The sequence below is a fragment of the Emcibacteraceae bacterium genome, from assembly GCA_041396985.1.
GTDB lineage: Bacteria > Pseudomonadota > Alphaproteobacteria > Sphingomonadales > Emcibacteraceae > Pseudemcibacter.
Map to the genome: position 1 here is coordinate 566,235 of JAWKXO010000003.1, position 15,746 is coordinate 581,980.

The following is a 15,746-nucleotide window of genomic DNA, read 5'->3' on the forward strand; positions in this document are numbered from 1 at the left end:
CGGATGAAATTAAAAAAATCGCTGAACTTCTGGGATGTTTTCGCCCTTGCCCTCGGGCAGGTGATTGGCTCAGGCATTATGGTGCTGATCGGTATCGGTATTGAGTATACGGCTTATGCTGTACCGCTTGCCTTTATTCTTTCGGCCATCTTGTCGCTTATTAAACAGATGCCCGTGGTTTTTATGGGGTCAGCGATGCCGGCGACCGGCGGGCTTTATGTTTACTGTAAAAGGGTTTTAGGCAAAAAGGTCGGTTTTTTCTATCTGGCGGTTTTGCTTATAACCCATATTCTGATTGCTTTATTTGCACTTGGATTTGCCAATTATGCTGCCGCTTTGGTGCCAGCATTAAATATTCGCTATGTGGCGTTTGGCATACTTGTTTTATTTTATCTGGTCAATCTGGTTGGCATTCATCCGGCCGCTGTTGTGCAGAAAATAATGATTGTCTTTTTGCTTCTGGGTTTATCATCGCTTATATTTTTTGGAATTCTTGAAGTTGATTACAGCAACTTCACCGATCAGGAAAACCTGTTTCCAAAAGGCTGGTATGGCTTTGCTCTGGCCTGCGTGGTAATGTCATTTGCCACGGGCGGCGCGCAGTATATTTCCGAAATCGGCGGGGAAATGAAAAACCCGCACCGCGATCTGCCGCGTGCCATGATTTTTAGCACGCTTATTGCGGCCTGTTTTTTTGCACTTGTGTCCATTGTCGCAGTCGGCATTCTGCCGCTTGAGCAGACAGCGAATGCCACACTTTCTGATGTGGCCAGGGAAATACTGCCTGATTATCTATATGTTGCCTTCATGGTCGGTGCGGGTCTTTTTGCGCTGGCGACCAGTATAAATTCTACCTTTACCTGGGCGACAAAATCAGTACTTATTGCCTGTGAAGACGGTTGGCTGCCCAAGGGGCTGGCCGTTGTCAATGAACGGTTTAACACGCCTCATATTCTTTTGACCATTCTGCTTTTTGTCGGAGGCGCACCCGTCCTGCTTGGCTGGTCGCTTAATTATATCGTCATGCTTGGAAGCGGCCTTGTGTTTATTTATGACATGATTCCGATTATTGCGGCATATCTGCTTTCAAAACGTCTTCCTGATGTTTTCGCCTCGGCACATTTAAAGCTTTCCGAGCGGACATTAAAAATAATCTGTGTTGGTGGAATACTCATATTGCTTGCGCAATTGGCATTATCCTGGTCAAGTATCGGACTTATCGGATCAGGTCTGATTGTTGGCTATATTATTTTTATTGTGGGCTATATTCATTACCGTGCAAAATTGATGAAGATAGAAGACTGATCAGTTTTAATTATTATCCAGCAGAGTGAGGATCTGTGCTGCGTCATTCAACAGTTCATCAATGGATGTGTTGTTTTTAAGGATGATGTCTGATGATGATTTTATTGTTTCGATATGTTTGAAATAAGCCGGTCTTACATCCTTCATATATTGTTCAGTAACGCTTTCCAGGGTTCGCCCACGTTCCCTCATATCCCGCTCAATTCTTCTGAGCAAGGCAAGGTCAAGATCAACATCAACAAATATGTTCAGATCCGCAAGGTCCGAAAGCAGTGATCCGGCAAAAAGCCCGTCTATGATGATGGTATCTTTAACGGATACAGGTTCATATCCGGTCCGCTTGCTGATTTTAAAATCATAAATCGGGACGTCGGCTTTACCGGTTTTTTTTAACTGCCTTAAATGCTCTTTCATCAGATCAGTATCGAGAGCTGCAGGATAATCAAAATTGAAAAATCCGTGGCGTTCAACCTGTTCGGCTTTGCTTAAATAATAACGATCAATGCCCAGCAATAGACTGCCGTCTTTTTTCTTGTGGATATGATCGGCAAGGGTTGATTTGCCGGATCCGCTTGCGCCTGAAATTGTAATGATTTTCATGGCTCCAGTTATAAATTGACGTTCATTTTTGTCAATTCCGTATTATCACCGGACTATCAAATTATTCATTAAGGGTTGGCAATGCTTTAGTCTTCAATAACTTGTGTGTTGGCTATTCTGTAGATCCACTTGCCGTAATAAACCATACTAATGGCAGAAATGATCCCGACAGATGCCATAAAATACCACACCAGTCCAATATTGTTACAGGCATAAAGTTCTGTTGTCAGGAGGTTGGCGGTTTTCCCAGAAAGCTCAATAAGCTTTCCAAAGGCCTCACCGCCGGGAATGGCACTAATCTGGTCAGCGTTAAGGCCATAGTCTGACAGAACAAGTCGGGAAATTTGTTCTTTTGAAGCCCATTGCCCGTAAAGATAGGGGCCAATAAATCCTTCCAGAGTCCAGCCGATCCCGATCGGCATTTGTGAGAAGCCCAGATACATGGCTTTCTTTCTTGCCGGGGCAATGTTGCCGAGAAATTCACTGCTTTTTGGTGATGACAGCATTTCACCAATGGAAAATGTTACAATGCCGATCACAATCAGCCATGCCAGATTAAACATGCCAAGGATCAGTAATGCAGATGATGTCATCATTGTTCCAATTGCCAGGCTATGCATTGCTTTGAGTTTTGCAGAAAGTCCGGCAACGATGAAACACACCGTCATAATGAGCAGACCATTATAGGAAATCAGCCCGATGGGTGTAACTTCACGACCGTCTTCGCTTAAACCAAGTAAAAATTTTAAGGTTTCATTTTGTGTGCCGTTTTCCCCGAACCAGTGAGCAACCAAAGGTGCCGTGTCTACCCAGTCCCGGAAATAAAGTGGCGCCACATCCCAGAAAAACATCAGCATAAACCAGAAACCGGAAAATATTACGATATACCAGATTAGAATAGGGTTCTTAAGTTCGCTTAGGCTTTCCTGCCAAAGTGGTTTTTCCTTTATTTCGCCAGCTTTGATTTTTGCCTGTCTTTCAAGCCGGGCCTGCTTATCCGGTTCTTTATAGGTGAGTAGGAATAAAAAATTCACACTAATGATCAGCGCACAGGCATAAAAAACCTGATCCCAGGCCAGTATCTGCAGCCTTACTGCAATCAGCGGTCCGATCCAGCCGCCAATGTTCACAGTCTGATAAAAAACGCCCCATGCCATGGAACTGTTCAATCTATTTGTGCTTTTTACGATTGTGCCCTGAATGCCCGGCTTAAATATTCCGGTGCCGAAAGCAAGGATGACCGCACCGGCCATAAAGCCCCAATAGGTCGGAAATAATGCCATAAAAAGATAACCGATAATTTTGGTCACGGTTGAGGCAAATATGGTTTCCTTATATCCAATTCTGTCTGAAAGTCCTCCTGTGACGACAGGTACCCATGTCTGAACCATTGCCCAAACCAGAAAAATTGTCCCAAGCTCGGTTTCAGTAATCCCCAGCCCGCCATTTGCAGCACTATCAGTGGCATAAAGACCTGAAACCATTCTTGCCCCATAATAGGCAAGCCGTTCAATCATTTCCATGCCGCCGCAAATCCAGAATACATAGGAAAGACTGCAGAGGGATGCCCAAAGACCAAGCTGTTTTACATCTTTGATTGTTGTGGATTGACCAGCGTTCGGTTCTTCCATCATAAATCTCATCAACTTAATGGTTGTTGGATACGTTCGTTTTCTGCGCAATACCAACAGATAATTCCGAAAGGGTATATATCAACGAATTGACTGTCAAATTCTTTTATTTTCAGTGTTTTATGTATTTTTTTATAATTGAAAGTGCACTAGCTAAAAATTAACCAATATTGTCTATATTTTCCTAGGTAAACAAAAATCTGATTGATTGGGACAATAGGTATTTTTAATTAAAGAGTTATATTTGTGATATTTCATAAGCTTATATTTAATTTATTTTTATCATTGATTTTGGTCCTGACAATTCTATCAGGGGCTTTCGCACAGGATTCCGACAATAGTGTTAAATTAACGGACGAGGAAAAGCTCTGGATAGAGCAGCATCCGGTCATACGGTCTACCAATGAAATGGAATGGGCGCCCCTTGATTTTGCCCGTGATGGAAAGCCTCTGGGATTCTCGATTGATTATTTGAATTTGGTAGCTAAAAAAGTCGGCTTGAAAATTGAATATGTAAATGGTCTGCCCTGGTCTGAGCTTTTGAATAAATTAAGAAATAAGGAAATTGATATGGCGCAAAGTATCATTCAATCTCCTGAACGTGAGGAATATCTTAATTTTACAGTGCCTTATCTTGATCTGCCGATGGTCTATTTCGGAAGACAGGGGTCAAAGCATATTTCAAGCCTCAATGATCTGCAGAACAAAAGGATAGGGGTAGTTATCGATTCAATCCCTGACAGGGTTTATAAAGAAAATTTTACTGACCTTAATCTGGTTGAATTTGATTCAACCCTCAAAGCACTTAAAGCCCTCTCAGCTGGGTCAATTGATGTTCATGCTGATATATTGCCCGCATCGCAATATATGATCCGGACAAGTCTGCTGCCTGGTATAGAAGTCATTGGAGACAAATTTTTCCCGGAAACGGAAAATGCCGATTACATCCGCTTTGCCGCTCGTAAGGACTGGCCGATACTCATATCTATTCTTGAAAAAGGAATGGCCGCAGTCAGTCAGGAAGAATTTGTTGCACTTACAGATAAATGGCAGACTTCAATATCAAGTGGAAGACTTGTGGATATTGGACTTACCCGTGAAGAACTGGCGTGGCTTTCGCAGAATAATGTGGTCCGGGTTGCTGCTGACCCTACTGTGGCCCCGCTTGAATTTATTGATAATAACGGTGAAATTACCGGTGTTACCGGGTCCTATTTAAGAAAAATTGCGGAAAAACTTAATATTAAGTTTGAAACAGTCCCAAGCCACGACTGGGCAGATTCCCTAAATAAAATCAAGGAAGGTCAGGTGGATGTCATTGGACTAACGACGCCCACAGCCGAAAGATCTGAATATCTTAATTTTACGAGTGAATATCTCATATCGACCTATATGATTTTTGCCAGAAAAGAAGAAAAGATTATCGGTAATCTTGATGGGCTTTCAGGGCGAAAAGTGGCTGTGGTCGAGGGGTATGCTGTTATTGATTATCTTAAGAATAACTATCCCGAAATTGATATAATTCCAGCCAAATCGGCTGCTGATGCCCTTAATTTGGTCGCCTCAAATCGCGTTGATGCACATGTGGGTAGTCTGCCTATGGTGGCATATAATATATCAGAACAGGGGTATACAAATATCGTGATTGCCGGCGATACCCCCTATATCGGTGCAAATACTTTTGCAATCAGGAAAGAGCTTACATTATTGACCAGCGCCATGCAAAAGGCGCTCAATTCAATCAGTGCAATTGAAAGGGCACAGATTTCAAGGGAATGGATCGGGTCTCTTTCCAATGAAGATCCGTTGGATTATGCCCTGCTCTGGCAGATCGGGATTGTCGTCATTGTCATTTTGGTCATTATTCTGATCTGGAATGCCAGCCTGAGGCGTGAAGTCAAGCGGCGGAAATCTGTTGAAAGAAAACTGATCATTTCACAGATGCGTGCTGAAACGGCCCAGGCAGAGGCCGAAGCGGCAAATGCCGCCAAATCAAATTTCCTGGCCAATATGAGCCACGAAATCCGTACGCCGCTGAATGCCATAATCGGCTTTTCCGATGCGATGCTGGCAGGGGTTGGCGGGCAGGTTGATAATCTGAAGCATAAGGAATATCTGTCGGATATCAGAAACAGTGGCACACATTTATCGACAGTCATAAATGATATTCTTGATTTATCGAAGATTGAGGCCGGGAAATGGCGACTTGAGGAATGTGAATTTTCACTGAATGGCTGTCTGGTTGAAGCCATTAAAATGTTGACCGCTCAGGCGGAAGGAAAAAATATTTCAGTGTTATATTCACCAAAGCCAATCAACAGTTCGCTGAAGATACTGGGTGATTTAAATGCGATTAAAAGGATTTTTATCAACCTGCTTTCTAATGCCATTAAATATACTCCACATGACGGTAAAGTTGAGTGCCTGATCAATAAAAAGCGCAATGGACAGGTTGAAGTGGCCATAATCGATAACGGAATAGGCATTCCCAAAGACCGGCTTGAACAGGTCCAGAATCCGTTCGAGCAGATTCATGGCAAGCATGACTTAAATGAAGAAGGGACGGGACTCGGTCTGCCGATTGTGAAAAACCTGATAGAACTTCATAATGGCAAGTTCACTTTGATCAGTGAAATAAAAGAAGGAACCCAGGCCATCATTACCTTTCCGACAAAGCGGGTCATCGGCTGAATTAAATCAGGCCGGCTTTAAGCTGGCTGACCGCATAATCCGCCGCCCGTGCCGTCAGCGCCATATAGGTAAGTGACGGGTTCTGGCAGGCGGTTGAAGCCATTGCCGCGCCGTCGGTCGCAAACAGGTTGTTGACATCATGGGCCTGGTTAAAACCGTTCAGGACACTGGTTTTGGGATCACGCCCCATCCGTGCCGTCCCCATTTCATGGATGCAAAGTCCCGGGGGTGGTTCATCGGCATAGCTTTCTATATCATGAAACCCTGCTTTTTTCAGCATTTCTTCCGCTTCAAATTTCATGCTCTGCTGCATGGCTTTTTCATTGTCACTATGTTCAACCGATATGCGCAGCAATGGCATATCCCAATTATCTTTCCGGGTGGGGTCAAGCCGGACATGATTTTCAAATCTGGGCAGCATTTCCCCAAAGCCCATAATTTCAAAGCTCCAGTCGCCCGGGGTTCTCAGTTTATTTTTAAGCTTGGCACCATAAAGGGGTGTCTCTGTTAACCGGCCCCAGTCTTCCCGCGATGACCAGCCCTCATAACCATATCCGCGTATAAAGTCGGGATGTTTTTCGCTTAAATTATGAAAACGCGGGATATAGACGGCATTAGCGCGACGGCCCCTGTAATAGCGGTCATCAATGGTCATTTTACCTCGTGCTCCTGCCTGAAATACATGATCCATCAGATAATGACCGAGCACGCCGCTGCTATTGGCAATGCCGTTCGGGAAGCTTTCAGATATGGAATTAAGCATGATCTGCGTGGTGCCAAGTGCCGATGCACAAAGGAAAATAACCTTCGCGGTATAGTCGCTAACTTGTTTGGTGTTGGCATCAATAACCCGAACACCTGTTGCCTTTTTGCTTTCCGGGTCATAATTGACTTTTTGGGCAACCGCATCGGTGATGATGGTCAGATTGCCGGTCCGTTCCGCCGCCGGCAGGGTCGCTGACTGGCTGGAAAAATAGGCGCCGAACGAACAACCGCGCGTACACTCATTTCTGAATTGACATTTGCTGCGGCCAAGCGCGAGCTGTTCTTCCGTAGGTTCGGTCAAGTTAGCGGTGCGGCTGATGATCAGATGACGGTCGGGGTAGGCGGCTTCAATCCCTTTTTTGGCGGCGCGCTCAACGCAGGACATCTCCATCGGCGGCTGGAATATGCCGTCCGGCAGGTGGGGAAGTCCTTCTTTTGATCCGCTGATCCCGGCAAACCGCTCCGCATAATCATACCAGGGGGCAATATCCTTATACCGGATCGGCCAGTCGGTGCCATGCCCGTCATTTTTATTGGCTTCAAAATCCAGATCACTGAACCGAAGGCTCACTTTGCCCCAGGTCAGCGACTTGCCGCCAAGCTGATGCCCCCTGATCCAAGAAAAAGGCTTTCCCTCTTCCTGAATATAGGGTTTTTCAGGATCCTTGATAAAAAAATGTTTGTGCCCCTCATTAATGCCTGTCAGTTGTTGGATCGGATAATCGCGGTCCAGTTCGGCTTTTGATGTGCGGCCATGGTTGGGCAGTTCCCACGGCGCTTTGCCTTCTGTCGGATAATCGCCGGCATCTACCCGACGGCCCCGTTCAACCAGCAGGGTTTTAAGTCCCTTTTCGGTCAGTTCCTTGGCGGCCCAGCCGCCGGAAATGCCGGACCCCACAACAATTGCATCAAAATCTGTGCTCATTTTTTCAGCTTTCTATAAACGGCCTTAAATGGCTCGCACTGTCAATCAGCGACTTTTTCCTCAGCTCAATATCCCCTTCATAATCGGCGTCTTCCACTTCGATACAAAGCGCGCCGTCAAATCCGGCCCCCTTCATTTTGGCGATATAGCTTTGCCAGTCAATATCACCCCGTCCCGGAATGCGCGGATCATGGTAGTCAAGCGGATTGGCCATTGTCCCGACATCATCCAGCTTATCCCGGTTTACAGCAACATCCTTGGCATGGGTATGGAACATTTTGTGAGCAAACTCATCCCACGGTTTTTCATGGTTCATCTGCATCCAGACCAGATGCGACGGATCATAATTAAGCCCCAGCGTATCACCATCAAATTCCGCAAACATCCGCCGCCATATTTTCGGGCTATAGGCAATATTCTTGCCCGCCGGCCATTCATCATCAGTAAAAAACATGGCGCAGTTTTCAATGCCGATCCGCGTGTTTCTGGCCTTGGCATAGTCAAGCAGCGGTCCCCATACCTCAACCAAACGCGGCCAGTTGTCATCAACATTTTTATGCCAGTCATTGCCGATAAAGGTGGTGACCATATTAATCCCGAGCAGCGCCGAGGCATCAATGACCTTTTTTATATGGTCAATATAAACCTGCGCTTCTGCATGATCAGGGCAAAGCGGGTTGGGGTAATAGCCAAGCGCGCTGATTTCCACACCTTTTTTTTTGCAGTAATTATTGATATAATCGGCATCATTCTGATCAAAATCCACCACATCAATATGGGTGACCCCGGCATATTTCCGCTCGGCTTTGCCCTTCGGCCAGCACATCAACTCAACGCAGTCAAAGTTATTTTCGGCCGCAAAATCAATCACTTCCTCAAATGTCATGCCGTCAAGTATCGCGCTTTGAATTCCAAGCTTCATATGGTCTGTCCTTTACCCTTACCCTAGTTTGTAACCGATTACATTTTCGCTAGTCAAGTTTCCCCCAATCGGCTATCTTTAAATCAATAAGGGGTACTATAAAATAAGGGAAAAAGAATGAATAGCAAAATATATGGTCAGCTCAGCGTCATGATGTTTCTTCAGCTTTTTGTCTGGGGGTCGTGGTTTGTCACATTGGGCAGTTATCTGGCGAATATCGGCTTTAGCGGTGCGGAAATCGGCACCACATATCTTACCAACAATATCGGCGCAATCATTTCCCCGCTTTTTATCGGGCTGGTGGCAGACCGCTTTTTTGCCGCGGAAAAGGTCATGGCCGTCCTGCATCTGATTGGGGCGGTGCTGCTTTATTATGTATCGGGCCTTGCCACCACCGGTAGCATTATTGTCGGTTTCCTGATTTATAATGCGGTCTATATGCCGACCATTGCCCTGACCAATGCTGTTTCTTTTAACCAGATGGATAAACCAAACGAACAGTTCCCGAAAATCCGGGTCTGGGGCACGATCGGCTGGATTGTCGCCGGGCTCTTGATTACATTTATGCTGGGCACAAAAATCGAAAATGTCGAGGCAACATCGGTTCCCCTGAAAATGGCAGCAATCGGCTCCGTTATCCTCGGGCTTTACAGCTTTACCCTGCCCAACACCCCACCCCGCAGCAAGGGGCAAAAAGTCAGCATCGGTGATATGTTCGGGCTCCAGTCCCTTGCATTGCTCAAAGACCGCTCCTTTGCCGTCTTTTCCGCCTGTTCGCTGCTGATTTCCATTCCACTCGCCTTCTATTATGCTTTTGCCAACCTTTATTTTAACGAGATCGGTATGGAAGGGGTCGCCGCCAAAATGTCACTGGGGCAGGTCTCCGAAGTCGGCTTTATGGTGCTGATGCCGTTTTTCTTCCGCCGGCTTGGCGTTAAATGGATGCTGCTTGTCGGTATGCTGGCCTGGGTGGTGCGCTATGCCCTGTTTGCCAGCGGCGATATGGACGGTCTGGTCTGGATGATCTATGTCGGGATATTGCTGCACGGCGTCTGTTATGACTTTTTCTTTGTCACCGGACAGGTCTATGTGGAAAAAAAGGCGGACGTTGCCATCCGCTCCAGCGCGCAGAGCTTTTTTACGCTTCTGACTTACGGCTTTGGCCTTGCCATCGGCTCAAGCCTTTCCGGGTATGTGGTTGATGCCTTCACCGTGAATGGGGTTAAGGATTGGGGCGGTATCTGGCTCACTCCATGTTTGCTGGCGGCGGTGGTCTCCCTCATCTTTATCTTCACCTTCAATGATAAAAGCAAGGCGGTCGATTAAGGGTAGAATGGGCCATATTATATGTAAAATGCATGATGGGCGTGCGGGCAGTTTACATTCTCATATAACTGACCGCTTCCGACCCAAAGCAGACAGTTGTAAACTTAATATATAGTGACCACTAATAAACCATTTAAATATTAGCTTTGTAAGTTTCTAATTCCTTACCAATCTCCAGATATGTAATGGTATAAAGTACAAATGAGAAAATTATATAGTACCCTAATAGTAAGAGTTTCAAATAACCCGGACTTCCTAGAAAGTTTAATATTACAGAGCAAATAGCATAGGCAAGTGTTGATATAAAAATTACGGCTAAAATACTGCTTCTTCTTCCTTTGGTAAGTTCTCTGCTTCTTACAAGCGTTTCTCTAATTGTAGTTTTCTCTATTATTTTAATTGGTACTATAACGTAAAACATTGTTATGAATATAATTCCTGGAATTATAAAAATTGTCAAACCGAGAGCAACTATGAGGCCTGTAATTATTAGCAATATTGTTAAAGGAATAGATTGTTTAACTGCCTTCGATACAGCAACTTCAGTTCTTACATACTTTCCTTCATCCGAGGAAACAGTTTTTATCACAGTTAAAGCTCCATAAAACCCGCTAAAAGCACATATAACTAAAAGAAAACCAAGATTTAAAAAGACTGTAACCCAGGAAAATTCTGTGGGAGATATCCCTGTAATAGAAAAAAACATAGGATACAAAAAAAGAAGGGTGAGGATAACTAATCCAAAGAATAAAAGTAATATGCTTGATAAAGTCGCTATATTATCATTAGTGAGTTTGAAAGTTTTTGATAAAATTGTAATTGTTCTAGATATTTGCGTTACTTGTTCAGACACGACATTCCCCTCCTTATGCAATCACTTAAACGCTTAAGAATATAGATGTAACTAAACATGCAAATCAATAGAAAATAGACCTTATTTAAGTTACAATTACAAAATCAAATGCCGCTTTGAGTCGGGAGTGGTCGTTCAAAAGGATTATATTTTAGAAATAATGATTTTACGTTTTTCCGGATTTAGTCAAAGATTTGCCGAAATTTAATCTTCATTACAGGCGGAAAAAAGTGCATCAACCAGTTTCTGGGTTTGTAAGGTTCTTTGGATTGACGAAGCCGCCGCCTGGCCATCCGGTTCTCTGGTGAGGGAAACAAAATTTTCAATCATGGCTATCTTTTGCGGCCTGTCACTTTTTAGCTCAACTTTTTTCCAGCTGTCCGGCTCATCCAGATTTTTTCGAACAAAATACTGAAGGGGGTAATAGCCATCTGAAAAATCAAACCCACTATGCCAGTCAAGCACGAAATCATCCATCCTGATCAGGCCTTTATCTCCGAACAGATCAAGATCCATAGTTATAACGCCTGCGTTAAAGCCGAAATCGAAGCTGGACATTTTACCGTCCTTAAAAATCATTGCGCCCGATGCACGGATGATAACGCCGGTCTCCGCATCTTTCTCACTGTAGGCGGTAATTCTGGCGGGGTCGGCATCCGAATCAAGGAACTCGACAATGGCCCGCATATTATACCATGCAAGATCACCGACTGATCCCAATGGTTCTTTGGCAGGGTCAAACCGGATGTTATTTTTGTCATCAAAAGGATAATAAAATGTGCTTCTTATTAATTTCAGTTTGCCAATTTCATCGGTTATAGTCTTTTTTAAATGTTCGGTGCGCGGGTTATGGGTGAAATGGGTGGCATCCATAAATGCGACATTATTTTCGCGAGCGGCATTTATGATATTCATGAGGGATCGATGACTGTGAAACGGTTTTTCAGCAAAAACATGCTTGCCTGCGTTCGCCGCTGCAACGCATATTTCTTCACGAACTTGAGTGGGGGTCGCCACATATACGGCATCAATTTTGTCAGACCCTATCATGTCCTGCCAATGGTCAAAAACGGTTTCAATACCATATGAATTGGCAAATTTTTCTGCATTGTTTTTTACGCGGCTGGTGACCGCACTGATCATTGCACTGGTCGTTTTTTTTGTTGCCTCGGCAACAACACCGGCAATAGACCCGGCCCCGATTATGCCAATTCTTAACATCAAAATTTCCTAAAATGATATTTCATTACAAATATAATGCATTTTTTACATATTAGGAACCAGCCGTTTTCGATGTTGATTTTGGTTCATGTTTTAATTCATAACCAAATTCCAAAAGGCATTTTAATCTTGATTATAAATATTCACTAACGAACAATACAAATTTGCAAATCTGTTCAATCTTAAGTAAATTAATCAACTTGTTAAGTTGGGGAACAAATGCGGGATTTTTACTTTTTAATTTTACTGGCATTATCACAGAGCTTATTTACTGATTTTAGCTGTCTGGCGCAGGTAAAAACCGGAAATGTAGATTTGGGAATTCCCGATCTTCGAATTAGGCCATCTGTTAAAACTGAACGAAACCGTGAAGAAATTATTGCCCAAGGTATTGAACAATTTAAAAAAGCCACCGAGTTAGAAAATACTGATCCGGTAAATGCCTACCGTAATTATATTTTTGCCAGTTATAATTACCAAAAAGATGCCCAAAAAAAATATAAGAAGTTGGAAAAGTCACTTACCAAAGAACAGATCGGCGATGTTGCCTATGAAGTGGCTTCAATATTAGCCGATACCATGAACGGCTTTGTAAAATTACGTGAAATAAATGCATTAAAAACGCTTAATCTCAACCAAATGTATAAACAGAAAAATGAATGGTTGGAAATAGCCGTCAAAAATAACAACACTCAAGCTATGTTGGAGTTTGCAGAAGTAAAATCAAACACGCGCAAAGATGGTCAGGCAATAAAACTACTGGAAAAGGCGGCAGAACTCGGAAATCTTGATGCAAACTATCAGTTAGCCTTAAGATATTTGTATGGAAATGGCGTGGATAAAGATAAGGAATATTCAAGGGAACTTTTTGAAAAGGCAGCAAAACTTAATCATGAAGCATCAAAATCCGCACTTACTTCAATTCACTATTTTCCTGAAATTATGGCTGAACAAGGTAATCGTGATGCCCAAAATATTGTTGCCACTAATCTTTTCAGGGAAGCTGTTCGAAATATTATTGATACGCGTTATGCAGCAAAAAACCGATCACCTGAAATATTTGCAAAATCATTATACTGGTTTGATAAAGCCGCTGAACAGGGAAGCGGTTACGCCATGCACTTTCTTGCTATGTATAATTATTATGGGCTTGGAACAGAACGAAATGAGGCATTATTTGCCAATTGGATGACAAAAGCTGCGCAAGCTGATTTTGAGCCCGCAAAGGTCAATATGGGGTATTTGATCGAAAATGGTATCAGAATTCAAAAATCAGGTTTAAAGGCCATGGAAATATACACAAAGAACGCTGATGAAGGCGTTGTCAGTGCCCAAAGTATATTAGGCAGGATTTATAAAAGAGGTAATGAATTTGTAGGTAAAGATTTGGAAAAGTCCCTCTATTGGTTAAAAAAGGCTGCTGATCAAAACGATAAAGTATCACAATATCTGCTTTGTACATATTACTCGGAAGGCCCTGAACAAGTGCGGGATTATGTTGAAGCGGCAAAATGGCTTAGAATATTCACATCCGGTAAAGATGTCTATTTATCAGGTCCGGAAGGGATCATGTTATATATTCCTGAATTAATGAAAAGTGTCAAAATCATTGAAACTGAGATTACCAAAGAGCAAATAAAGGATATAATAAAGATTGCAAATGAATGGATTATTTCACATCCAGTTGATGAACAATCACAATATAGCAGAAATTATTTTGATATTTATCGTGATGTCGATTTTCATGTATGGTGAAAGATTATCAAATTTAATTTTTTAGTCGTTCATCATCACCTTAAAATCCAAATCCTGACCTGTCACTTCCCTGCCGCCCATTCGATGCCGCCGGCAAGATGATCAGCCATAAAGGGATGATCAGGCGGGAATGTATGACCAAGCCCGGTATAAAATGCGCGGCCGCCATCAAAAACGTGCGCCCAGGCAATCGGGTGATCATCGCCCATGGTGCCGCCCTTATAGCTTTTTTCATCAATGCTGAGAAGCACGGTAAAACCCGGCTTCCCCCTGACATTTTCGGTGTAATTATACCATTCCTCCATAACCGGCATTACAGTGCCAAGCGCTGCATTGGCGGGGTGACCCGGGTTTTCTTTTGTGACGTTTGCGACCTGGTTCACTTCCGGATGGCTGACAAAATAGGCGCCGACCAGTTCCCCATACCATTTCCAGTCATGCTCGGTATCGGCGGCGGAATGGGTGCCGACAAAACCGCCGCCCGATTTAATATAATTTTCAAAGGCGGTCTGCTGTTCCGCGTTTAGTATATTGCCGGTTGTGTTGATAAAGGCGACGACATCATATTGCGCCAGTCTTTTTTCATTGAATGATCCGCGATCATGGGTCACGTCGACCTGCCAGCCACGTTTTTTGCCGATCTGTTCAATAAGTGCAATACCGTCAAGATTTGAAAGATGGTGATAAATCCCCGGTTCAACCTGCGAGAATGCCAGAACTTTAATCCTGGGTGATGGTTGTGCCACTACGGTGCCAGTTCCGAACAGGAATATTAAAATGGCTGAAATTATTCTCATGGCATGACCTTTTAATTGATATTCAATACTATTTCATAATGACCTTTTCGGTACAATTGAAATTAATTCTTTTCTTCCTATCAACCTGCTGAGCACATCATTTTGGCACCGTTTCAAGAATCAGAATTAGAAAATAGATAAATTTTTATCTATTATTTCTGGAATTTTTCCAAATATGACAAAAATATTATGGTTAATGAATATGGTTAACAAATAACTAATTGATTCTATTAAGTATTCTCTTATAAATACTTATTGTATTTAAGGGCTAAAATATAGTATAAATCATCACAGGTAAGTGAAGTATTCGATTCTTATTTAATTGGGCAAAAAATGTTTAATGTAACAAAAATTTTTAAATGCGGGGTAGCTGCGTCTATCGCATTTGTATTCACATCTTTTTCAGCGGCCAATGCACTCACTGTTGCAAATGTTGGTCTGGTTGACACCTATCTTGGTGAATGTACGCAAGGATTGACACCGGCGATCGCGAACGAGGTGGCCTGCTTAAACACCTATGGTGCCGGAACCGATACAGCTTCTGCCTATCAGAATATCGCTGCGGATAACCCGTTCGAGGAACTTTCCGATGCACCGGGTATTTATGCCATGGATCTAAACCCTGCATATAAGGGCGGGTATTTTTTACTGCGGACCGGAAATATCGGTGGTGAGTTTAAACAATATTCATTTGTTTTCCAAAATAACAATGAAGCCGGATATGCTGTTATTAACCTGACCCTGTTTCAGTCTATTCTTGCAGGGATTGACGAAACCATCGATATGAGTAACATAGGCAAAGTCAGCCACATTACCAGTATTGCCGGTATTTCAGCTGTGCCCCTTCCTGCTGCGGTGTGGATGATGATTACGGCTCTGGGTGGAATTTTCGGTTTCAGAAATATTGGTCTTCGTCGACGCAAAACGGCATAAGACGCTTTTTTAACACTGCATA

At 43.3% G+C, this 15,746-nt stretch carries 12 protein-coding genes; 5 read left to right on the forward strand and 7 right to left on the reverse strand.

Annotation, left to right across the window (positions count from 1 at the left end; translation table 11 throughout):
- Positions 1-3: 3 nt before the first annotated feature.
- On the forward strand, positions 4-1,305 hold the full coding sequence (locus tag R3D86_10820; protein MEZ5758701.1) for an APC family permease: 1,302 nt from the start codon (positions 4-6) through the stop codon (positions 1,303-1,305).
- Between the two features lie 6 nt (positions 1,306-1,311).
- Here the strand turns inward: R3D86_10820 and R3D86_10825 are convergent, their stop codons facing one another.
- Positions 1,312-1,905, reverse strand: coding sequence for an AAA family ATPase (locus tag R3D86_10825; GenBank protein MEZ5758702.1), 594 nt, complete (start codon positions 1,903-1,905; stop codon positions 1,312-1,314).
- 86 nt (positions 1,906-1,991) lie between these two features.
- Positions 1,992-3,539: an MFS transporter gene (locus R3D86_10830; GenBank protein MEZ5758703.1), complete on the reverse strand. Its 1,548-nt coding sequence runs from the start codon at positions 3,537-3,539 to the stop codon at positions 1,992-1,994.
- 243 nt (positions 3,540-3,782) lie between these two features.
- Here R3D86_10830 and R3D86_10835 point away from each other — a divergent pair, with 243 nt between their 5' ends.
- Complete coding sequence (locus R3D86_10835) at positions 3,783-6,227, forward strand: transporter substrate-binding domain-containing protein (protein MEZ5758704.1); 2,445 nt, start codon at positions 3,783-3,785, stop codon at positions 6,225-6,227.
- Position 6,228: 1 nt separating this feature from the next.
- On the opposite strand, the gene R3D86_10840 is transcribed toward R3D86_10835, so the two are convergent.
- Together R3D86_10840 and R3D86_10845 are read right to left on the reverse strand one after the other, a co-directional pair.
- Positions 6,229-7,917, reverse strand: coding sequence for a GMC family oxidoreductase (locus R3D86_10840; GenBank protein ID MEZ5758705.1), 1,689 nt, complete (start codon positions 7,915-7,917; stop codon positions 6,229-6,231).
- Between the two features lie 4 nt (positions 7,918-7,921).
- Positions 7,922-8,839, reverse strand: coding sequence for a sugar phosphate isomerase/epimerase family protein (locus tag R3D86_10845; protein ID MEZ5758706.1), 918 nt, complete (start codon positions 8,837-8,839; stop codon positions 7,922-7,924).
- 117 nt (positions 8,840-8,956) lie between these two features.
- Between R3D86_10845 and R3D86_10850 the strand changes: the two genes are divergently transcribed.
- On the forward strand, positions 8,957-10,165 hold the full coding sequence (locus tag R3D86_10850; protein ID MEZ5758707.1) for a nucleoside permease: 1,209 nt from the start codon (positions 8,957-8,959) through the stop codon (positions 10,163-10,165).
- A 133-nt stretch (positions 10,166-10,298) separates the two neighbouring features.
- On the opposite strand, the gene R3D86_10855 is transcribed toward R3D86_10850, so the two are convergent.
- Complete coding sequence (locus tag R3D86_10855) at positions 10,299-11,018, reverse strand: hypothetical protein (GenBank protein MEZ5758708.1); 720 nt, start codon at positions 11,016-11,018, stop codon at positions 10,299-10,301.
- Positions 11,019-11,222: 204 nt separating this feature from the next.
- Positions 11,223-12,239 (reverse strand): Gfo/Idh/MocA family oxidoreductase, encoded by a 1,017-nt coding sequence (locus tag R3D86_10860; GenBank protein ID MEZ5758709.1) that lies wholly within the window; start codon positions 12,237-12,239, stop codon positions 11,223-11,225.
- Between the two features lie 219 nt (positions 12,240-12,458).
- Between R3D86_10860 and R3D86_10865 the strand changes: the two genes are divergently transcribed.
- Positions 12,459-13,994 (forward strand): tetratricopeptide repeat protein, encoded by a 1,536-nt coding sequence (locus R3D86_10865; GenBank protein ID MEZ5758710.1) that lies wholly within the window; start codon positions 12,459-12,461, stop codon positions 13,992-13,994.
- A gap of 62 nt (positions 13,995-14,056) precedes the next feature.
- Here the strand turns inward: R3D86_10865 and R3D86_10870 are convergent, their stop codons facing one another.
- Positions 14,057-14,791: a ThuA domain-containing protein gene (locus tag R3D86_10870; GenBank protein ID MEZ5758711.1), complete on the reverse strand. Its 735-nt coding sequence runs from the start codon at positions 14,789-14,791 to the stop codon at positions 14,057-14,059.
- Between the two features lie 333 nt (positions 14,792-15,124).
- Here R3D86_10870 and R3D86_10875 point away from each other — a divergent pair, with 333 nt between their 5' ends.
- Positions 15,125-15,724, forward strand: coding sequence for a VPLPA-CTERM sorting domain-containing protein (locus R3D86_10875; protein MEZ5758712.1), 600 nt, complete (start codon positions 15,125-15,127; stop codon positions 15,722-15,724).
- Positions 15,725-15,746: the final 22 nt, after the last annotated feature.